General features: G+C 69.9%; 17 protein-coding genes. 12 read left to right on the top strand and 5 right to left on the bottom strand.

Going from position 1 to position 20,099, the window contains the following annotated elements; genetic code table 11:
* The first annotated feature begins 13 nt into the window (after nt 1-13).
* The 5 genes from glf (at nt 14) to LH076_RS11825 (ending at nt 8,171) form a co-directional block, all read left to right on the top strand.
* Nucleotides 14-1,201: a UDP-galactopyranose mutase gene (glf, locus tag LH076_RS11845; RefSeq protein ID WP_227780919.1), complete on the top strand. Its 1,188-nt coding sequence runs from the start codon at nt 14-16 to the stop codon at nt 1,199-1,201.
* On the top strand, nt 1,198-3,222 hold the full coding sequence (locus LH076_RS11840; RefSeq protein ID WP_227780918.1) for a glycosyltransferase: 2,025 nt from the start codon (nt 1,198-1,200) through the stop codon (nt 3,220-3,222). The genes glf and LH076_RS11840 overlap by 4 nt, the downstream gene beginning before the upstream one ends.
* Nucleotides 3,223-3,292: 70 nt before the next feature.
* Entirely contained in the window at nt 3,293-4,201 is a 909-nt protein-coding gene (locus LH076_RS11835; RefSeq protein ID WP_227780917.1) for an ABC transporter permease, read from the top strand.
* Entirely contained in the window at nt 4,201-4,983 is a 783-nt protein-coding gene (locus tag LH076_RS11830) for an ABC transporter ATP-binding protein (protein WP_227780916.1), read from the top strand. The genes LH076_RS11835 and LH076_RS11830 overlap by 1 nt, the downstream gene beginning before the upstream one ends.
* 227 nt (nt 4,984-5,210) lie before the next feature.
* Nucleotides 5,211-8,171 (top strand): FG-GAP-like repeat-containing protein, encoded by a 2,961-nt coding sequence (locus LH076_RS11825; protein WP_227780915.1) that lies wholly within the window; start codon nt 5,211-5,213, stop codon nt 8,169-8,171.
* On the opposite strand, the gene LH076_RS11820 is transcribed toward LH076_RS11825, so the two are convergent.
* Nucleotides 8,138-8,869 carry a TIGR03089 family protein gene (locus tag LH076_RS11820; RefSeq protein WP_227780914.1) on the bottom strand — a complete coding sequence of 244 codons (732 nt, stop codon included), beginning with the start codon at nt 8,867-8,869 and terminating at the stop codon, nt 8,138-8,140. The two genes, LH076_RS11825 and LH076_RS11820, sit on opposite strands and share 34 nt — an antisense overlap.
* A 52-nt stretch (nt 8,870-8,921) precedes the next feature.
* Here LH076_RS11820 and LH076_RS11815 point away from each other — a divergent pair, with 52 nt between their 5' ends.
* Nucleotides 8,922-10,022 (top strand): mannose-1-phosphate guanylyltransferase, encoded by a 1,101-nt coding sequence (locus LH076_RS11815; RefSeq protein WP_227780912.1) that lies wholly within the window; start codon nt 8,922-8,924, stop codon nt 10,020-10,022.
* Between the two features lie 16 nt (nt 10,023-10,038).
* Here the strand turns inward: LH076_RS11815 and LH076_RS11810 are convergent, their stop codons facing one another.
* From LH076_RS11810 to cofD, 3 genes are read right to left on the bottom strand one after another with little or no spacing between them, the layout of a single operon-like run.
* Nucleotides 10,039-10,842 (bottom strand): DUF3105 domain-containing protein, encoded by an 804-nt coding sequence (locus tag LH076_RS11810; protein ID WP_227780911.1) that lies wholly within the window; start codon nt 10,840-10,842, stop codon nt 10,039-10,041.
* 55 nt (nt 10,843-10,897) lie between these two features.
* On the bottom strand, nt 10,898-11,863 hold the full coding sequence (locus LH076_RS11805) for a coenzyme F420-0:L-glutamate ligase (protein WP_227780910.1): 966 nt from the start codon (nt 11,861-11,863) through the stop codon (nt 10,898-10,900).
* Complete coding sequence (gene cofD / locus LH076_RS11800) at nt 11,863-12,891, bottom strand: 2-phospho-L-lactate transferase (RefSeq protein WP_227780909.1); 1,029 nt, start codon at nt 12,889-12,891, stop codon at nt 11,863-11,865. Before cofD ends, LH076_RS11805 begins: the two co-directional genes overlap by 1 nt.
* 152 nt (nt 12,892-13,043) lie before the next feature.
* Between cofD and LH076_RS11795 the strand changes: the two genes are divergently transcribed.
* The 3 genes from LH076_RS11795 to LH076_RS11785 all read left to right on the top strand — a co-directional run bounded on the left by LH076_RS11795 (nt 13,044) and on the right by LH076_RS11785 (nt 17,596).
* Nucleotides 13,044-13,298: a WhiB family transcriptional regulator gene (locus tag LH076_RS11795; protein WP_227780907.1), complete on the top strand. Its 255-nt coding sequence runs from the start codon at nt 13,044-13,046 to the stop codon at nt 13,296-13,298.
* A gap of 90 nt (nt 13,299-13,388) precedes the next feature.
* Nucleotides 13,389-16,286 carry a glycosyltransferase family 2 protein gene (locus LH076_RS11790; RefSeq protein WP_227780906.1) on the top strand — a complete coding sequence of 966 codons (2,898 nt, stop codon included), beginning with the start codon at nt 13,389-13,391 and terminating at the stop codon, nt 16,284-16,286.
* Nucleotides 16,283-17,596, top strand: coding sequence for a DUF5719 family protein (locus LH076_RS11785; protein WP_227780905.1), 1,314 nt, complete (start codon nt 16,283-16,285; stop codon nt 17,594-17,596). Before LH076_RS11790 ends, LH076_RS11785 begins: the two co-directional genes overlap by 4 nt.
* 4 nt (nt 17,597-17,600) lie before the next feature.
* Here the strand turns inward: LH076_RS11785 and LH076_RS11780 are convergent, their stop codons facing one another.
* Nucleotides 17,601-18,017, bottom strand: a complete 417-nt coding sequence (locus LH076_RS11780) for a metallopeptidase family protein (RefSeq protein ID WP_227780904.1) — start codon at nt 18,015-18,017, stop codon at nt 17,601-17,603.
* Between the two features lie 125 nt (nt 18,018-18,142).
* Between LH076_RS11780 and LH076_RS11775 the strand changes: the two genes are divergently transcribed.
* The 3 genes from LH076_RS11775 to LH076_RS11765 are packed head-to-tail and all read left to right on the top strand — an operon-like array spanning nt 18,143 to nt 20,087.
* Nucleotides 18,143-18,463, top strand: coding sequence for a DUF3499 domain-containing protein (locus tag LH076_RS11775; RefSeq protein WP_415753350.1), 321 nt, complete (start codon nt 18,143-18,145; stop codon nt 18,461-18,463).
* 38 nt (nt 18,464-18,501) lie between these two features.
* On the top strand, nt 18,502-19,878 hold the full coding sequence (locus LH076_RS11770) for a phosphomannomutase/phosphoglucomutase (protein WP_227780902.1): 1,377 nt from the start codon (nt 18,502-18,504) through the stop codon (nt 19,876-19,878).
* The gene (locus LH076_RS11765; RefSeq protein WP_227780901.1) at nt 19,875-20,087 is read left to right on the top strand and encodes a Trm112 family protein; all 213 of its coding nucleotides are present in this window, start codon (nt 19,875-19,877) and stop codon (nt 20,085-20,087) included. The genes LH076_RS11770 and LH076_RS11765 overlap by 4 nt, the downstream gene beginning before the upstream one ends.
* The last annotated feature ends 12 nt before the right edge of the window (nt 20,088-20,099 follow it).

Raw genomic sequence — 20,099 nt, 5'->3', positions numbered from 1 at the left:
AGACTGACCGATCGTGCCAACCGATCTTCCTGACCTCGTCGTCGTCGGCTCGGGCCTCTTCGGCCTCACCATCGCCGAGCGCGTCGCCGCCGACCTCGGCAGGCGTGTGCTCATCATCGAGCGCCGCCCGCACGTCGGCGGCAACGCCTACAGCGAGATCGACCCGGAGACGGGGATCGAGGTGCACAAGTACGGAACCCACCTCTTCCACACCTCCAACGAGCGGGTGTGGGAGTACGTCAACCGGTTCACGGCCTTCACCGACTATCGCCACCGCGTCTACGGCAAGTTCCAGGGGCAGGTCTACCCGCTGCCGATGAACCTCGCGCTGATCAACCAGTTCTTCGGATCCAGCCACACGCCCGACGAGGCACGCGCGCTGATCGCCGAGCAGGCCTCCGAGTTCAACACCGACGAGGCGACCAACCTCGAGGAGAAGGCGATCTCCCTGATCGGGCGCCCGCTCTACGAGGCCTTCATCAAGGGCTACACCGCGAAGCAGTGGGAGAAGGACCCGAGGGACCTCTCGCCCGACATCATCACGCGCCTCCCGGTTCGCTACACGTTCGACAACCGTTACTTCAACGACAAGTACGAGGGCCTGCCGGTCGACGGCTACACCGCGTGGCTCGAGCGGATGGCGGACCACCCCAACATCGAACTCCGCCTGGAGACGGACTTCTTCGACGTCATCGACGAGTTCAAGGGCACGGTCCCGATCGTCTACACCGGCCCGGTCGACGAGTACTTCGGCTACGCCGAGGGCCGGCTCTCGTGGCGTACGGTCGACCTGAAGCAGGAGACGCTCGACGTCGACGACTACCAGGGCACCGGCGTGGTCAACGCCAACGACCCGGAGGTCCCCTTCACCCGTGAGCTGGAGTTCAAGCACCTCCACCCCGAGCGTGCCGACCGCTACACGAAGGGCAAGACCATCGTGGTGCGCGAGTACAGCCGCTTCGCGGAGGAGGGTGACGAGCCCTACTACCCGATCAACACGGCCGAGAACCGCGCCATGCTGCTCAAGTACCGCGACCTGGCCAAGGCCGAGCCGATGGTCCTCTTCGGCGGCCGCCTCGGCACCTACCAGTACCTCGACATGCACATGGCCATCGGTGCCGCGCTCTCGATGTACGACAACAAGATCAAGCCCCACTTCACTGACGGCGCAGCCTTCGCGTCCGGAGGGATCGCCGAATGAGCACCATGACCGAGACCCGGACCGAGAAGCAGACGGTGACCCGCCTGCTCCAGCGCCAGATCATGCCGCTGGACCGCGACATCGAGGTGATGGCGCTGTACGTCGACCTCGAGGACGCCCGTCTCGATGAGGACAAGTACGTCGTCGGCGGGACCCAGGCCGCCAAGGACATCAACAACACCCAGATCCGCCAGGCGACCTCGTCGGGCCGCCGCGTGCAGCCCGAGCAGCTGATCGACCGCACCCGCTTCAAGGTCCTGCCGGGCCAGAGCGTCTCCTTCGGCACCTTCTTCAACGGGTTCGCGGCGTCGTACTGGCGACGCTGGACCGTCGTCGAGTCCGTCACGCTCAACGTGACGGTCGAGGGCGCCGACGCGCACGTCATCGTCTACAAGTCGCTCGCCAACGGCAACAGCCAGCGCGTCGATGCCGCCTTCACCGAGAGCCAGGAGGCGACGACCTTCACCTTCGAGCTCTCGCTCGGCCCGTTCGTCGACGGCGGCTGGTACTGGTACGACGTCGTCGGGGGCTTGAGCCCAGCCGTGGTCTCCGCCGAGTGGACCGCGGAGGTCCCCGCAGAGCGCGGCCAGCACGGCACGGTCGACATGGCCATCACGACGATGAACCGCCCCGAGTTCTGCGCCAAGCTCCTCCAGCAGCTCGGTGACGCCGACCTGGCGCCGTACCTCGACACCGTCTTCGTGATGGAGCAGGGCTCCAAGCTGGTCAAGGACTCCGACGAGTTCCCGGCCGCCCAGGCGGTGCTGGGGGAGAAGCTCCGCATCATCGAGCAGGGCAACCTCGGCGGCTCCGGTGGCTACGCCCGTGGGCAGCTCGAGTCGCTCACCAAGGGCACGGCGACGTACGCCCTCATGATGGACGACGACGTCGTCTGCGAGCCGGAGTCGGTCATCCGACAGGTCGTGTTCGGCGACCTGTCACGTCGCCCCACGATCGTCGGCGGCATGATGTTCAACCTGTACAGCCGGTCCCGGCTGCACAGCTTCGGCGAGATCATCCAGCCGTGGCGCTTCTGGTGGCTCACGCCCGAGGATGCGTACGTCGCCTGGGACTTCTCCACGCGCAACATCCGCTCCGCCCGGTGGCTGCACAAGCGCTGGGACGTGGACTTCAACGGGTGGTACTCCTGCCTGATCCCGCTCGCGGTCATGCGCGAGATCGGGCTGTCCCTGCCGCTCTTCATCAAGTGGGACGACTCGGAGTACGGCCTCCGTGCCCAGCAGCACGGCTTCCCGACCGTCACCCTGCCGGGCGCGGCCGTCTGGCACGTCCCGTGGAGCGACAAGAACGACGCGCTCGACTGGCAGGCCTACTTCCACCACCGCAACCGCATCGTGGCGGCGCTGCTGCACTCGATCTACCCCAAGGGCGGCCGGCTGCTGCGCGAGAGCCGCAACAACCAGATCGCCCACCTGGTCTCCATGCAGTACTCCACGGCGGAGCTCCGGCTGCAGGCCATGGAGGACGTGCTCAAGGGCCCGCAGCACCTCCACGAGATGCTGCCGACCCGGTTGGCGGAGGTCAACGCGTTCCGCAAGGAGTTCAGCGACGCCCGGCTCATCGCGGACCGCGACGACCTGCCGCCGGTGCGACGGACGAAGCCCCCGAAGAAGGGCCGCTCGATCTCGCAGGTGCCGAGTCGTCGGTCCCAGTTGATCAGCGCCGCGCTGGCGCCGATCCGGCAGTTCAAGCCGACCCGGCCGCTGGCCGAGGCGTACCCCGAGGCGGAGGTCCCGGCCGCGGACGCCAAGTGGTACAAGCTCTCCAGCTTCGATTCGGCGATCGTCTCCATGAACGACGGCACGTCGGCCGCGCTCTACCAACGCGACCCCGAGCGTTACCGCGAGCTGCTCAAGCGGACCCTCGCGATCCACGAGCGGTACCGTCGTGAGTGGCCCGCTCTGGCTGAGCAGTACCGTGCCGCCTTGAAGGACATCACCTCACCCGAGACGTGGGCAGAGACCTTCAAGCCCTGGACGGACACGAAGGACGAGGCATGACAGATTCGTTGCGGCCATTCGCCGCCCCGCTCCGGGCCTCGCTGGCGCTCGTTTCCTCACGGAGCGACTCATGACCGAGGGGACGACGACCGAGGCGCCAGCGCGCCAGGTTCGGGTGGTCGAGGGCGAGCTCGTCGCCCCGTCGGCCAGCCAAGGACTGCTGGAGGTCTTCCGGCGGCGCTACCTGCTGAAGCTGCTCGTCGAGCGCGAGCTCGCTTCGCGCTACGAGGGCTCGGCGCTCGGCTTCATCTGGTCCTATCTCAATCCGTTGAGCCAGTTCTTCATCTACTGGTTCATCATGGGCAAGATCATGGGGGCGCACGGGAACATCCCGAACTACCCGATCCACGTCTTCGCCGGCCTGATCGTCACCCACTTCTTCACCGAGACCTTTGGCGCCGGAACTCGCTCCATCGTGCGCAACAAGGCGCTGATGACGAAGATGGCGCTGCCCCGCGAGATGTTTCCCGTGTCGGCGATGCTGGTCTCGCTGGTCCACGTCGGCCCGCAGCTGGTCATCATGGTGATCGTCTGCCTCTTCACCGGCTGGCACCCGGACGCCATGACGGCCGTCGGCCTCGGCTTCGCCGTCGCGTTGGCCATGGCGCTCGGCACAGCTCTCGCGCTGCTCTTCAGCGTCGCCAACGTGTTCTTCCGTGACTTCGGCAGCTTCGTCGGCATCGTGACCAACTACGTCCGCTGGGGGGTGCCGATGGTGTACTCCTACGAGATGGTCCACAAGGCGCTCCCGACCTGGCTGGAGAACGTGTACCTCGCCGATCCGATCGCAATGGCGGTGCTCTTCATGCAGCGCGCCTTCTGGGTCACGACGGGCGATGACGGCACCACCGCCATCGCCGTGATGCCCGACCACATGGTGCTCCGCGGGTCTCTCACGCTTGCGCTGAGTCTCATCGTCCTGGTGATCGGACAACTTGTGTTCAGCAGGTTCGAGAAGCGGATCCCGGAGCGACTCTGATGGCGACTGCGATCAAGGTCGACCACGCGACCAAGAACTTCACCCTTCGCTACCACAAGACCTTCAAGCAGATGACGGTCGCGATGCTGCGGGGCCAGGAGATCAGCGACACCTTCACGGCCGTCGACGACGTCTCCTTCGAGATCGAGCAGGGTGAGTCGGTGGGCCTGATGGGGCTCAACGGCTCCGGCAAGTCCACGCTCCTCAAGCTGATCAACGGCACGATGCGGCCGGACTCCGGACAGGTCCTGACCCGCGGCCGCATCGCCGGCCTGATCGCGACCGGTGCTGGTTTCCACCCGCAGCTCTCGGGTCGGGAGAACATCTTCCTCAACGCCGCGATCATGGGCATGAGCCAGAAGGAGACCGAGCGCAAACTCGAGGAGATCGTCGAGTTCGCCGACATCGGCCGCTTCATCGACGCCCCGGTGGGCACCTACTCCAGCGGTATGAACTCCCGTCTCGGCTTCTCGGTGGCCATCCACGTCGACGGCGACATCTTCCTCGCCGACGAGGTTCTGGCCGTCGGCGATAAGCCGTTCAAGAAGAAGTGCTTGGCCAAGATGGAGGAGGTCCGCAACAGCGGTGTCACCCTCGTCTATGTCAGCCACGCTGCGGCTTCCGTCGCGCGCATGTGTGACCGCGTCATCGTCCTCGAGAAGGGGAAGATGGGCTTCGACGGCCCAGCGGTCGACGGCATCCGGTACGTCGGCTACGAGGAGGACCTCGGTCTCGAGGGTGCCGACCAGATCTCCGACAACGAGCTCGGCGCCGACGTCTGAGCTCCCGCCCGCGCTGGCGCGCCACGCTGAAGGACCGCCCTACGGGGCGGTCCTTCGACATTTCGGCGCGAACTACATCCATGTAATTTTACTTTAATCTCGCGACACGCCTGCGCAGGGCTGGAAATTACACGTTTGTAGTTACTCAGGAATGCTTCACAACCTCCGTTACTGGTGTGACAGTTGTTGTCTCGTGTGACTCTTCCCCGCACACCCGGAGCGTTCCTATGCATGCCCAGAAGTCCCGATTCATCGCCGGTTGCCAGCAGTTGCTGGTTCTCGGTGCCGTCTTCGCCGCCCTCGTGCCGGCGGCCAACGTCGTCTCCCTCGACGTCGTGCGCGAGCACCCAACTCGCGGTGTCTCGACCGAGGACAGTGACGTCGCGACGGCGCTCGCCGCCTATGAGTCGATCGCCGACCAGCCGGCCGAGGTGCCCACGGCGCCCGTCGACCCTGACGTGCGCGAGGTGGCCCTCACGGCGCCGGCGCCGGGCATGAAGCCGGCGCTGGCCACCACCGGTGGCGCGGCGCGCAGCGCGGTGTACGTCAAGGGCAGCGGCGGCCTGGCGGCCTCGACGGTTGCCGACGTCAAGACCGGCACGACCACGATCGTCAGCGACCCGCAGGACGTCGATGGCTTCGGCACGGTCGGCGTGACGTGGGAGCACGGCCAGGACATCGCCGAGGGCGACATCAACGTCCAGGTGCGCACCCAGACCGACGGCGAGTGGACCGACTGGGCGGACCTCGATTACCACGACGAGCACGCGCCGGACCCCGGCACGGCGGAGGCGGCCCAGGCCCGTCCCGGCACCGACGAGGCCCTGGTCGGTCACGTCGACCAGGTCCAGGTGAAGGCCCAGGTCAAGAGCTCGGAGCTGCCCCAGGACATGACGCTGGCGGTCATCGACCCCGGCACGCCGAGCTCGACCAAGGCGGAGACGCCCGACATCGACACCAACACCCTCCCGACCATTCCCGATGCCGCTCCCGACGCCAGCGGCGAGATGGTCCCGTCACGTGACGTGACTTCCGCCGCGCCCTCAGCCGGTGCGATCACACTTGCCGCGGACGAGACGCCGGTCACGGAGGACGCGATCACGCTGGCGGCCAGCAAGGTGGCCAAGCCCTACATCTACAGCCGCGCCCAGTGGGGAGCGAACGAGAAGCTGCGTGAGCAGACGGCGCCGTCGTACGGCACCATCCACGGTGCCTTCGTCCACCACACCGTGAACGCCAACGACTACACCGCCGCCGAGGTCCCCGGCATCATCCGCAGCATCTACGCCTACCACGTGAAGTCCAAGGGCTGGCGCGACATCGGCTACAACTTCCTCGTCGACCGCTTCGGCCGGATCTGGGAGGGCAGGTACGGCGGCGTCGACCGCCCCGTCGTCGGTGCCCACACCGAGAACTACAACAACGACTCCTTCGCCATGAGCGCGATCGGCAACTACGACATCGCCACGCCGAGCCAGGAGATCATCGGTGCCTACGCGGCCCTCTTCGCGTGGAAGCTCTCCCTCCACGGGGTCTCCGCAGCCGCGACGAACGTGAAGATCGAGGGCCGTACCTTCTCCAGTTCGATCATGGCCCACCGTGACACCAAGGCGACCGCCTGCCCGGGCAAGTACCTCTATGCACGCATGGCCGACATCCGTCGCGCAGCGACGGCGCTCCAGAAGGGCTGGGCCTTCGCCCGCAAGAACTCCAACCTGGTCGGGACCGCGCAACCCGACATCATCGCGCGGCGTACGTCCGACAAGCGTGCGGTGATCATCCCGACGACCGGCCAGTCCGGGTTCAACGGCGTGATCGCCTCCAAGGGCGCTTCTGGTAGCCGCTTCGTGCTCTCGCCCGACCTCACCGGCGACGGCCGCGCGGACGTCGTGGCATGGAACGCGAAGGGTGACTTGGCGATCCGTCCCGGCACCGCCGCGGGCACGTTCGGCAGGGCGACCCACAAGACCAGGAAGGCGCGGGGTCGGAACCTCATCATCCCGCTCGGTGACGTCAACGGCGATCACCTCAACGACGTGGCCTCGCGGATCACCAAGGGCGGTCGCCTCAGGCTCCTCCTCGGCCGGGGCAACGGCACCTTCAGCCGCGCCCGGAACCTCGGCAGTGCCAGTTATGCGGCCTACAACTGGATCAGCGCCGCTGACATCAACGGCGACGGCCGCGCCGACCTCGTCGCCCGCGACACCCATGGCGGCCTGTGGTGGATGGCCGGAAACGGGCGCGCCGCGTTCGCCGCGCGACGCAGCCTCGGGAGTGGCTGGCAGAGTGCGTCCTCGCTGGCGGTCGCTGACTTCAACGGCGACCGGCGCGCGGACATCATCTACCGCAACGCGAACAAGAAGGGCTACGTCCGACTCGGCAACGGTGGCACCGGCTTCTCCGGGAACCTCGGCCCGTACGCGGGCTTCAAGAAGGAGGGGCCGATCAGCGGGGCGGTCCAGATGCTCGGCGGCGCGAGCCCGGAGGTGCTCACCGTCACCGGTGCCCGCCTGCATCTGCTGCGGAAGAACGACGGCACCGACCTCGGCCTGCCCGTCGTCACCAACCTCGACCTCTCCGGGGCCAACCTGGTCCTCAATGCCGGCGACTGGAACGGCGACGGCCGGGGCGACGTCCTCTATCGGGCCACCACCGGGGTGCTCTACCTCACGCTCGGCAACGGCGCCGGCACGTTCACCGGCGCCTACAGGCTGGGCAACTTCGGCTCAGCCACGCTGATCTCGGCGGTCGGCGACATGACCGGCGACGGCCTGCCGGACCTGATGGCCCAGACGTCCAGCGGGATGATGGTCTATCCGGGCAACGGTGCGACCGGCATCACCGCGGCCTACCCGATGTACGCCCGCGTCGCGGGTGCGGCGCAGATCCCGGCAGGTACCTGGGATGCCGACAGGGCACCCGACGTGCTGATCCGTAAGGGCAACAGCCTCGTGCTCTACAAGGGCAACGGCCCCGGCGGACTCTCGTCGCCGACGGCGCTCAAGCGCAGCGTCGCCGGCTACGACTGGGTGATCGGCGTCGGAGCCCTGGACGTCACCGGGCACTCGGACCTCGTCGCCCGCGACGGCAACGGCACGCTCTGGGCGCTGTACGCCGACGCCGCCGGCCAGCTCAAGACGCCGCGGGTGCTCGGCTACGGGTTCAAGGGGTACGACCTGGCCGGCTGAGCGCGCTCCGTCGCCGCGATCGCCGTGAGGCGTTCCGGGCCGGCGTTGACGACCAGGACCACCGAGCCGCCGTGAACGAGCGGCCCGGTCAGGGAGGTGAGCCCCGGTGGGGAAGCCGGGTTCACCTCCGAGAGGAGGCGGCCGCGTGCCGGGGAAGCCGCGGCCGCCTCCCACATCTGTCCCTGGGTGAGCCGCAGTCCCTCGAGATCGACGGCGAGATCCTCCTGGGTCGGCGGGTCCCACGGGAGGAACGCGTCCGGCTGGCCCCAGATCTCGACGCCGACGTCGTGCACACCGCGCGGCAGCGGATCGCTGAACCGCACGCCGAGCGGCTTCAGGGCGCAGGCGAGAACCTGGCCGCCGTACGTCGACCACGACTCCACCCCGTCGGGGCCGGTGACGACCGCGTCGGGCCGTCCGCCGTCGGTGCTGGCATCGGTGAGGACGAGACCGGCGTTCCATGCCGCGCCGAGGAAGACCGTCCCCAGCCAGTGCGGCGGCAGGTCGATCCGCAGCGACTGGCCGCGCTCGAGGCCGAGGGCATCGACGAGCAGCGAGCTGGACTTCGCCACCCAGTTGGACCACGTGGTGACGGAGAGCTCGACCCGCTCGCCGGTCGCCTCGTCATAGAACGTCACGAGCGGCTGCCCGGGATCGGTGCGGAGGCGGTCGCTCAGGAGCGAGGAGAGGGTGGTCACAGGTCCATCGTGCCGGGTCCGAGGAGGAGCTCGATGGCCTACCCTCTGGGGCATGGCAATCGGCAAGCTCAACATCGAGAACTTCTACGCGGTGATCCCTGCGGGCGGTGCCGGGACCCGGCTGTGGCCGCTCTCCCGTCAGGCCGAGCCCAAGTTCCTGCGTGACCTCACCGGCCACGGAAAGTCCCTCCTACAGGAGACGTGGGACCGGCTCTGCCCACTCGTCGATGACCGGGTCCTGGTCGTGACCGGCCACCTGCACGAGCAGGCCGTGGTCGCGCAGATCCCCGACCTCGCCGGTCGGATACTCGCCGAGCCCAGCGCGCGTGACTCCATGGCCGCCATCGGCTGGGCGGCCGCCGTCCTCGAGCTCCGTGACCCGGACGCGGTGATGGGCTCCTTCGCCGCCGACCACGTCATCACCAAGGCGAAGCTCTTCACCCAGGCCGTCCGCACCGCCGTCGAGGTCGCCCGCGAGGGCTGGCTCGTCACGATCGGTATCCAGCCGACCTTCCCATCCTCGGCCTACGGCTACGTGCACGGCATCGGAGCCCTCGAGGGGCAGCCTGGGGCGATGCTCGTCGACAGCTTCGTGGAGAAGCCGTCGGAGAAGGTGGCGCAGGGCTACCTCGATCACGGCGGCTATCGCTGGAACGCCGGCATGTTCGTCGTGAAGCCGACGGTGCTGCTGGACCTGCTCGCCGAGCAGGACCCCGAGTTCGTGGAGAAGCTGCGACTCATCGCCACCAAGCCCGAGCTGATCAAGGAGATCTGGCCGACGCTCCCGAAGGTGCCGCTCGACACCGCGGTGGCCGAGCCGGCGGCGGCCGCCGGCCGCGTCGCGATGGTGCCCGGCGGGTTCGGCTGGGACGACGTCGGTGACTTCGACTCGCTCGCGACCCTGCTCGACGCCGCCCTGACCGTCGACAACGAGGGCCCGACGGTGCTCGGTGACTCCCAACTCGTCCGGTCGATCGACTCCAGCGGCCTGGTGGTCCCGAACAGCGGCCGAACGATCGCCGTCGTCGGCGTCGAGGACATCGTCGTCGTGGACACCGAGGACGCCGTCCTCGTCACCACGCGTGCGCACGCCCAGCAGGTGAAGCAGATGGTCGCCAACCTCCAGAAGGAGGGCGTCGAGGACCTGACCTGACGGTCAGGCCCTCGGCTCACATGGCGTTGGGCTCGGGGGAGTCGAGGTAGGGGTACGTCTCCATGAACTTCTTCAGCGCCGCGCCGGAGATCGACGAGCAGTACTGGAAGACGCCGACCTGCTTGGTGGTGTCCGTCTGACCTGCGCCACCGGCGGACCAGTGCGTGATGGCGATGTGCTTGCCAGCAGGGAACTTCTGGCCACCGGTGTGCGCGGTGTCGGTCTGCGTGATGTCGCTGGGGAGCGTGCTCTTGTCGGTGTACCAGGGCAGCACTTTGAACTTGTAACGCATATTGGTGTCGCCCGGGAACTTCGACGCGATCGCCCGCAGCTGGGCGAGCTCCTTCGGGTTGTCGTTGACCGTCTCGTCGTACCAGACCTCGGTGTACCCGTGCTCGAGGTTGTGCACGAGCGCCTCGAGCTGCGGGCGCTCACCCCACGCGTAGAACTTCTTCTCCATCGCGACCGGGGCGACGCCGGACTCGTTCCAGTGCGGGCCGAAGGCTGGAGGAGCGGTCGTGTAGGTGACCGTCGTGCCGGTCGGCTCATGCTCCTGGTTGCCGTCGGCCGCCTTGGTCGTGATCGGGTCGCACGCGGAGGCCGGCGAGCCGATCGACGCGAGGCTGACGTTGTTGAACTGGCGCTCGTCCCACCACTGCTTCACCGGCTGGTACGCCGCCGCGACGACGATGAGCACCGCGACGAGGACCAGCGGCACGATGATCGAGAGGCCGCGACGCCGATCGGCACTCGACTGCTTCTTGCGGATGTCGTCGATGACCGCCCGACGGGAGTTCTGGGCGGCGGTCTTCTTGGCCACGGGTGTCCTCGATGTGGTCGTGCGGTCTGGCGCGGTGAGCAGGTCGCCGGTGAGTCTACGGAGTCCGCGGCGAGAGCCTCGCACCCGCGTCGTCCGAGCGCGTCAGGTGCCATCCGAAGGCGACCGCAAGGATGAGGAGCCTGGCGACGTCCGTCTCCGGGCGCACGACGACGTCCTCCCCGACGGCTTGGGCCTCGTAGCCGACCTCGGCCAGCGCGGCGAGGAGCTCCTCGATCGAGGCCGGTGCGCCGAAGACGACCCTCGCCTCCGAGTGCTCGTCGTACATGGCGGCGATCGCCTGCAGCACGGCCTCGCGAGCGCCGTAGCCGAAGAGGTCGGCGCCCTCGGGGCGGATCAGCGCGGTGGCTCCGGGGCCGTCCTCGCCCGCGGGCAGAACGAGGTCCTCGCGTCCGCTCACCACGGCGAACGGGCGCGCGCGGAGCTTGCCTTGGGCCAGTTCGGCGGCACCGGCCAGCTCGTCGGCGACCGCTGGGACGGTCACGACGAGCGGGTTGCCGTAGCCGTCGACCTGCCCCGCGAAGCTCTCGAGGACAGTGAGCCCGGCGGCACCGATCGCGATGTCGGTCTGGCCCTCGCGCCACGCACGGCCCGCGGTGTCGGTGACGATCACGCCGACGTTGGTGCCCGTGCGCTCGAGGACGCCTGCACGGAGGCGGGCGGCGGAGGCGTCCGGGTCCACGGGCAGGAGCAGGATCCGGCCCGCCTCCACGTTGGAGGCGTCGATGCCGGCTGCGGCCATGGTCAGGCCGAGCCTGTTGCGCACGATCCGCGTCGCGCCGCGGGTCGCGACGACACGAGCGGTCTCGCCGGGCAGTGCCTCGTCCCGGGTCGACTCCCGGCTGCGGCCCTCCGCCTTGCTCACGACCTTGCTGGTGACCAGGACGATGTCGCCGTCGTGCAGCGGCAGGCCGGTCTCGTCCAGCGCCGTCAGCAGTACGTCGACCAGGTCGTCACCCACACGGATCTCGCCGACACCGACCGGTGCCCAGACCCGCAGCACTAGGCGTCCTCGCTGACGAGCGAGATGGCCGCCGCAGCCATGGCCGCGGTCGCGTCGGGGTCGCTCATCAGCAGCGGGACTGCGGCGGCTCGCAGGCCTCCGGCCGTGACGCGCTCGACCGAGTCGGTGTCGGAGGAGTCCATCAGCCAGCCGTCGAGGACACCGCCGTGTCCGCGGGCTCCGTAGTGGAGGCCGACACCGGCCGCGCTCACCTCGATGCCCTGCGCCGTGAGCATCTGCTCGGCCATGCCGTGCACGTGGTGGCCCCCGATGATGGGGGAGAGGCCGACCACCTTCGCCTTCGTGGCGATCAGGTTCTCGCGCACCCCGGCGACGGAGAGGATGGTGCCGACCGACACGATCGGGTTGGACGGCGGCAGGATCACCAGGTCGGCCTCAGCGATCGCGTCGAGCACGCCGGGTGCGGGCTTGGCCTCGTCGAGGCCCACGAAGACGAGCGACTCGACAGGGACCGAGGCACGGAGCTTGATCCAGTACTCCTGGAAGTGGATCACCCGCCGCCCGCTGGGGGAGCGCTCCAGATCAGGATCCGCGATCACCACGTGGGTCTCGGTGCGGTCGTCCGTCATGGGGAGGAGCGCCAGCCGGTCGGCGTACGTGGGGAAGAGCCAGCGGCGGGTGAGGGCCTCGGTGACCGCCGACAGCGGGTAGCCGGCCTCGAGCATCTGGGTGCGGACCAGGTGGGTCGCGACGTCGCGGTCACCGAGGCCGAACCAGGTGTTGTCCAGGCCGTAGGCGGTGAGCTCCTCGTTGACGTGCCACGTCTCGTCGCGACGACCCCAGCCGCGCTCGCCGTCGATGCCGTCACCGAGGGTATACATGACGGTGTCGAGGTCGGGACAGATCTTGAGGCCGTGGAGCCAGAGGTCGTCGCCGGTGTTGCCGATGACGGTGACGCGGGCGTCGGGGGAGACGCCCGGGAGGACGCCGGTGCGGATGCCGTGGAGCAGGCCCCGGAGGAACCGGGCGCCGCCCACGCCACCGCTGAGCACGGTGATCGAACGCATGCGGCAATCCTTGCATCCTGCCCCCGGGCGGGGACGGGCACAGGGCCATTCGTCCTTGTACCAGAGCTGGGGCTTGACTTGTGGGAACGACAGGCATGTAATTCCTGCAGTGTTGTTTCCACACGGAGCAAGGGTCGAAAGGGCGTATGACGATGCGAGAGTTGTTTCTCCTCGAGCCTGACGCCGACGAGGGCAACTGGGCCGAGCGTGCGCTGTGCGCACAGACGGACCCGGAGGCCTTCTTCCCGGAGAAGGGCGGCTCCACGCGCGAGGCCAAGAAGGTCTGCCAGACCTGCGAGGTCCGCGATGACTGCCTCGAGTCGGCATTGATGAATGACGAGCGCTTCGGCATCTGGGGCGGTCTCTCCGAGCGAGAGCGCCGCAAGCTGAAGAAGCGCGCAGTCTGAGCAGGACGAGATACGAGTGATGACCCCCGGCCCCCACCGGGGGTCTTCTCGTTTCTGCCCTCGCTCGGGCGCGGACTAGGGTCGACTCCCGTGTCCGGAGTCGCGCTCGTCCTCGTCAGCCATGACGGTGCCCGCTGGCTCCCGACCGTCCTGGCCGGTGTCGCGGCCCAGACCCGACACCCCGACCGGTTCGTCGGGGTCGACACCGGCTCGCTCGACGGCAGCGCCGACCTGCTGCGCGACGCCTTCGGTGGCGTGCTGGCGCTCAGCTCGTCGACGTCCTATCCCGAGGCGCTCGCCCACGGCGTCGCGCACGTCGGTGACGGCGCCGAGGCGCCCGACTGGCTCTGGCTCCTGCACGACGACTCCACCCCCGCGCCGGACGCGCTCGAGACGCTCCTCACGGCCGCCGAGGAGTTCCCCGAAGCCGACATCCTCGGCCCGAAGCTGCGCGAGTGGCCCTCCCTCCGGCGCCTCCTCGAGCTCGGCATCACCATCTCCGGCACCGGGCGACGCGAGACCGGCCTGGAGCGCGGCGAGTACGACCAGGGGCAGCACGACGAGATCCGCCGGGTGCTCGCGGTGAACACCGCAGGGATGCTGATCCGACGCTCGGCGCTGGCCCGGCTCGGCGGCCTGGATCCGGCCCTCCCCATCTTCGGCAACGACATCGACCTCGGTTGGCGCGCGGCCAGAGCCGGTCTCACGACACTGATCGTCCCGCCCGCGGTCGTCTTCCACGCCGAGGCCGCCCACCGCGGCCTGCGTCGCACCGCGCTCACCGGGCGCCACACGCATTACCAGGAGCGTCGGGCGGCGCTCTACACGCTGCTCGCCAACAGCCGGGCCCGCAGCCTGCCCTTCCAGTTGGTCCGTACCTTCGTCGGCTCGCTGCTCCGCCTCATCGGGCTGCTCGCCACCCGGCAGGTCGGTCAGGCGTTCGACGAGCTCGCCGCCCTCCTCTCCGTCTACGTCCGCCCAGGCCCTGTCCATGCCGCCCGTCGTGCCCGACGCGAGATCGACGTCGCGCCGCCGGCCCAGGTGCGCGCGCTGCTCGCGCCGTGGTGGCTTCCCTATCGCCACGGCCTCGACTTCCTCTCCGACGTCGCCTCCGCCGTGACCAACCAGGCGGCCGATGTGGCGGAGCGTCGTCGACTCGCCGCGGCTGAGGCGGACCCTGCCTCCTTCGCCGCCCGCCAACGGAGCGGCACCGCCACCCTCGGAACCTCCGAGGAGGACGAGGACGACGCGATGTTGCGCGACACCGGCGCGGTCGCCCGTTTCCTCACCAACCCCGTTGCCGTCGTGCTGGCGCTGGGCGTCCTCGCGCTCCTCGTCGCAGGCCGTACGGCGTGGGGAACCGTCGTCGGCGGTGGGCTCTCTCCTGCGCCCTCCGGCGTGGGGGAGTGGTGGGGACTCGTCCTCCATTCCTGGCATCGCATCGGCCAGGGCACGGCGGTGCCGGCGTCGCCGTACCTGCTGCCGTTGACCTTGCTCGCGACCCTCCTCGGGGGGAAGACCGGGTGGGCGGTGAGCGTGGTGCTCATCGTCTCCACGCCGCTCGCGCTGTGGGGTGCATGGCGGTTGCTGCGCGTCGTCGGTCGGATGCTCTCCATCCACGGCGTCTCGCGCTGGTTGATCCTGTGGGGCTCCCTGATGTGGGCGCTCGTCCCCGTCGTCTCGGGCGCATGGGGCGACGGCCGGCTCGGCGCGGTGGTCGCGACGGCGGCGCTTCCATGGCTCGCGCATGCGGCACTCGGCTTCGCCGACCCCGATGCTGACCGACGCTGGCGCGCCGGCTGGCGCGCCGGGCTGCTGCTCGCTCTGGTCGTCGCCTTCACGCCGACCGCGTGGCTGATCTGCGCACTGCTGGCCGTGGTGGTCGTGGTCGTGGCGCTCGCGCTGCTCCGGATCCGGCCCGACCGCTCCCACTGGGGCCCACCGTCGGTCGCCCTCGCTGTGCCGGTGGTCCTGCTGGCCGCATGGTGGGTGCCGGCCTTGGTCCACGGCGCGGGTGTCTCGCTGCTGCTCGACGCGGGTCGGCCGCCGGCCCACGCCGTCGACGGCTGGCACCTCGCCCTCGGCCGCGTCGAGGACCTCGGCGCACCGTGGTGGCTCGGTCTCGTGCTGCCTCTGCTGGCGCTCGTGGCCCTGCTGCCCGCGCGGACCCGCATCCCCGTGCTCGTCTGCTGGCTGGTCGGCGCGATCGCCGGCCTCGTGGCGCTGGTGCTGTCGCTGATCACGCTGCACTTCGGCGCCACCGAGGCGCCGGTCGGCACCGGCTTCCTGATGGTCCTGCTCCAGGGTGCCGCCATCGTCGCGATCGTGCTGGGTGCCCAGGGCGCGCTGCGTCGTGGGCTCTCCGGCGGACCCTTCGGCACGCGTCGCCTGGCCGCCGGGGTTGTCGGCCTCCTGGCGCTCGTGCCGCTGTTCGGCGGGCTCGGCTGGGCGGTGCTCGGAGACCACGGCGCCATCGGCGACACCGCCACGCGCGTGGTCCCGGGCTACATGCTCGAGGACTCCCAGCGCGGCCCCGCGCACGGCGTGCTCGTGCTGCGCGGCACCGTCGACACCGGCCTGCGCTACGAGGTCGTGCGCGGTGAGGGCATCACCCTCGGCCAGGACGAGATCCTCGCGCTGTCGAAGCCCCCGGCGGCGTTCAACCGGCTCGTCCGCGCGTTCGTCTCCCGCCCCGACGCCGACACCGTCGCCGAGCTGGCCCGCAGCGGCATCCAGTACGTCGTCGCGCCCGCGCCCGCGGATCCGGCCGTGGCCGCCACCATCGACGCGACCGGCGGCCTCTCGCAGGCCTCGACCGGCGAGAACCGGGCGATCCGGGCGTGGCAGGTCGACGCCCCACCCTCGGCCGCGCGTCTCGGCGGCCCGGTCGACTGGCTGCGCTGGCTGCTCGTCGTGGTCCAGCTGGCCGGGATCGTGGTGGTCGCCGTGCTGGCGGCACCGACGATGGCCGCAAGGAGGACCCGATGAACCGTTCGACCCGCCGCCGCCGCCGCTTCCGCCTCGATGCCACCGTGATCCTGATGGTGGCGCTCCCCGTGGTCGTGGCCCTCGCTCTCGCCCTCACCCGGCCCGACGCGCCGCGGATCGAGCCGGCCGCGCCGTCGCACGCCGCGCTCACCTCCGCCACGGTCATCTGTCCGACGGCGCTGGCCGGCAAGGGGGCGACCAGCGCCCAGCTCCTCCGCGCCCGGGGGACCGGTGTCGCCGCTTCTGCGCCCGCGGCCTCCGACGTCATCCGTGCCACCGGCGACCAGGCGCCGGGACTCGTGGCCTCGCTCGTCTCGGACTCACCGCTGACCGCGTGGGACTGCACGCCGCCGGCCGGGGACGAGTGGTTCACCGGCGTCGGTGCCGGGCCCACCCAGGCGTCGGTGGTCGAGCTCGTCAATCCGAACACCGGTCCGGCGGTCGCGGACCTGACCGTCCTGGGCGACCACGGTCCCGTCGACGTACCGCAGCTGCGCGGCATCCGGGTCGAGCCCGGCGAGACGGTCCAGCGCGACCTGGGACAGCTCGTCCCCACCACCGGGGTGCTGGCCCTCCATCTCAGTGTGGTGCGTGGCCAGGTGGGCGTCGCCGTACGGGACCGCGGCGAGCGGCTCACCGGCGGTACGTCGACCGAGGACTGGCTCGCGCCGCAGGCGGCGCCGGCCTCACGCAACCGGCTCCTGGGGCTGCAACCCGGCTCCGGTCACCACACCCTCGCGATCGCCAACGACGGCGACAACCAGATCTCGGCGACGGTGAAGCTGGTCTCGGCCGACTCGACCTTCAGCCCAGACGGGCTGGAGCCGATCGACGTGCCGCCGCACTCCGTGATCAGCACGTCGCTCGACACGGTCGTCGACGGGGCCATCGCCAAGGGCGCCCTCGGTCTGGAGGTGTCGGCCACCGGGCCCGTCACCACGTCACTCCGCTCCGTCGTCAGCGGCGACCTGTCGTTCCTGGTGCCGGGCGGCCGCGTGGACGACTCGACGACGGTGTTGCTTCCGGCCGGTCCGAAGCGCCTCGTCCTCGCCGGCGCCGACGCGGTCGGCGTCGCCAACGTCACCGGTCGCAACGCTTCCGGCACCGTCGTGGTCACCGAGCGGATCGCGCTCGCGCCCGACCGCGGAGCGTCCCTCGACCTGCCCGCCGACGTCGCGTCCCTCGACGTCGCCCCCTCGCGGACGTCTCTCGAAGGCGCCGTGCTCCTCACGGGTGGCGGCTCGGCCGTCCTGCGCCTGCGTGAGCTCGAGCGCTCCGGCGCGGTCCCGGTCGTCTCGTTCGGACCCTAGGCCCTCACTCACTCTCATAACGCGGGTCGATCACCGACGGCTCGACGTTGAGCATCTCGGCGACCTGCTCGACGACGACGGTCAGCAGCATCGCCTCGAGCTCGGCACGGGACTCGCAGCGGTGCTCGATCGGCCGCCGGAAGAGCACCATCCGGGTCGGCCGCGCGCCGGTCCCGCGGACCAGCGAGGACAGCGGGACCTGGTCGACCGACCAGTCGTCGGGCACGAGCGGAGCGTCCTCGACGGCGTACTCGACCAGGCCGAGCCGCGAGGACCAGCGCTCGTCGACCTCGCGGATGATGCCCAGCGCGAGGTCGTCGAACCGCTCGCGGTCGGTCCGCAGCTCCGGCCTCCCGGGCACTCGGGGCACGACACCCGGACCCCGTTGTCCACGGCCCCGACGGTCACGTGTCCTGCTCACTCCGCGAGCCTAGCCAGCCAACGCGGCGAGGAGGGGTAACGTCCGCGTCTGTGGGAGAGCGCGTCGTCAGTCCGGGTGTGATCGCTCGTCGGTGCTCGCGCACGGCGTGCACCCGTCCGGCCGTCATGACCCTCACCTATGTGTACGCCGACCAGACCGCCGTCCTCGGCCCGCTCGCCATCCACGCCGAGCCGCACGCCTACGACCTCTGCTCCGAGCACTCCGAGCGGCTGTCGGCGCCTCGCGGCTGGGAGGTACTCCGCCTCGCGACGACGCCGGTCGAGCCGGCGCCGAGCAACGACGACCTGCTCGCCCTCGCCGACGCCGTCCGCGAGGCGGGCCGCTTCACGCCACCGCCGGCAGCGGCCCCCGAGCCTGAGACCGGCATGCGTGAGACTCGCCGCCACGGCCACCTGCGGATGCTCAGCTCGACCGACGCCGACTGACCACCCGGTCTTCACCCATGGCCGCTAGGGTTGCCAGCATGGGCAGCCTCGACCCCGCCAACATCAACGCCGTCTTCAAGGCCTACGACGTCCGCGGCACCGTCCCGGACCAGATCGACGACGAGCTCGCGCGCGCCACGGGCCGCGCGTTCGTCCAGGTCGTGGGTGCCGACAGGATCGTGATCGGCTACGACATGCGTCCGTCCTCGCCCGACCTCGCGAAGGCCTACGCCGAGGGCGCCACGACCGCCGGCGCCGACGTCGTCCTCATCGGCCTGTGCTCGACCGACCAGCTGTACTTCGCCTCCGGCCACCTCGGTATCCCCGGCGTGATGTTCACCGCCAGTCACAACCCCGCGCAGTACAACGGCATCAAGCAGTGCCGCGCCTTCGCCGCCCCGGTCGGCATGGAGTCGGGCCTGGCGGAGATCCGCGACCTCGTCCTCTCGGGTGACGTCGCCGAGCCCGCTGAGACGCCCGGCACGATCAGCGAGCAGGACCTCCTCGAGGCGTACGTCGACCACCTGCTCACCCTCGCCCCGGTGAAGGGCCGCACCCTCAAGGTGGTGGCCGACGCCGGCAACGGCATGGCCGGCCACACCGCGCCTGCCGTCTTCGCGAAGCTGCCCGACGTCGAGCTCACCCCGCTCTACTTCGACCTCGACGGCACCTTCCCGAACCACGAGGCCAACCCGATCGAGGCGGAGAACCTCACGGACCTGCAGGCGAAGGTCCGCGAGGTCGGCGCCGACGTCGGCCTGGCGTTCGACGGCGACGCCGACCGCTGCTTCCTGGTCGACGAGCGCGGTGAGCTGGTCAGCCCGTCGACGCTGACGGCTCTCATCGCCACCCGCGAGCTCAAGAAGGACCCGGGCGCCAGCATCGTCCACAACCTCATCACGAGCCGCGCCGTCCCCGAGATCGTCAAGGAGAACGGCGGCACCCCCGTCCGCACCCGCGTCGGCCACTCGTTCATCAAGGCCGTCATGGCCGACACCAACGCCGCGTTCGGCGGCGAGCACTCGGGCCACTTCTACTTCCGCGACTTCTGGCGCGCCGACTCCGGTATGCTCGCAGCGCTGCACGCCATGGCCGCGCTCGCCGAGACCGACGTGCCGATGAGTGAGCTGCTGGCGCCGTACGAGCGGTATCCGCTCTCCGGCGAGATCAACTCGACCGTCGCCGACGCCCCGTCGGTACTCGCCGAGATCAAGCAGGCCTTCTCCGGACAGGACGGCGTGGAGCTCGACGAGCTCGACGGCCTCACGGTCTCCCACCCCGACTGGTCCTTCAACGTCCGCGCCTCCAACACCGAGCCGCTGCTGCGACTCAACGTCGAGGGCAAGGACCAGCCCACCCTGGAGCGTGTGCGCGACGAAGCACTCGCCCTCATCACGAAGGACACCCCGAAATGACCACCACCCTCGGCCTCGACCCCAAGCTGCTCGAGATCATCGTCTGCCCCGAGTGCCATGGCGACCTGCTCCCGACGGAAGCGGCTGCGGGCGCGGGCACTGAGTCGTTGTCCGGCGAGCTCGTCTGCCAGGGCACCTGCGGCCTCGCCTACCCCGTCAAGGACGGCATCCCGGTCCTGCTCGTCGACGAGGCGCGCCGCCCGGCCTGACCCGGCCGCCAC

It is taken from the genome of Nocardioides sp. Kera G14 (assembly GCF_020715565.1).
Taxonomy (GTDB): Bacteria; Actinomycetota; Actinomycetes; order Propionibacteriales; family Nocardioidaceae; genus Nocardioides.
Note: the sequence above shows the minus strand (reverse complement) of the source record. Positions and strands in the feature narration are given on the sequence as shown.

What these genes read in the sequence shown, in the direction of transcription:
- LH076_RS11840 (WP_227780918.1), top strand. Translation starts at nt 1,198, where the DNA reads ATGAGCACCATGACCGAGACCCGGACCGAGAAGCAGACGGTGACCCGC.
- LH076_RS11835 (WP_227780917.1), top strand. Translation starts at nt 3,293, where the DNA reads ATGACCGAGGGGACGACGACCGAGGCGCCAGCGCGCCAGGTTCGGGTG.
- LH076_RS11830 (WP_227780916.1), top strand. Translation starts at nt 4,201, where the DNA reads ATGGCGACTGCGATCAAGGTCGACCACGCGACCAAGAACTTCACCCTT.
- LH076_RS11825 (WP_227780915.1), top strand. Translation starts at nt 5,211, where the DNA reads ATGCATGCCCAGAAGTCCCGATTCATCGCCGGTTGCCAGCAGTTGCTG.
- LH076_RS11815 (WP_227780912.1), top strand. Translation starts at nt 8,922, where the DNA reads ATGGCAATCGGCAAGCTCAACATCGAGAACTTCTACGCGGTGATCCCT.
- cofD (WP_227780909.1), bottom strand. Translation starts at nt 12,891, where the DNA reads ATGCGTTCGATCACCGTGCTCAGCGGTGGCGTGGGCGGCGCCCGGTTC.
- LH076_RS11795 (WP_227780907.1), top strand. Translation starts at nt 13,044, where the DNA reads ATGCGAGAGTTGTTTCTCCTCGAGCCTGACGCCGACGAGGGCAACTGG.
- LH076_RS11785 (WP_227780905.1), top strand. Translation starts at nt 16,283, where the DNA reads ATGAACCGTTCGACCCGCCGCCGCCGCCGCTTCCGCCTCGATGCCACC.
- LH076_RS11775 (WP_415753350.1), top strand. Translation starts at nt 18,143, where the DNA reads ATGACCCTCACCTATGTGTACGCCGACCAGACCGCCGTCCTCGGCCCG.
- LH076_RS11770 (WP_227780902.1), top strand. Translation starts at nt 18,502, where the DNA reads ATGGGCAGCCTCGACCCCGCCAACATCAACGCCGTCTTCAAGGCCTAC.
- LH076_RS11765 (WP_227780901.1), top strand. Translation starts at nt 19,875, where the DNA reads ATGACCACCACCCTCGGCCTCGACCCCAAGCTGCTCGAGATCATCGTC.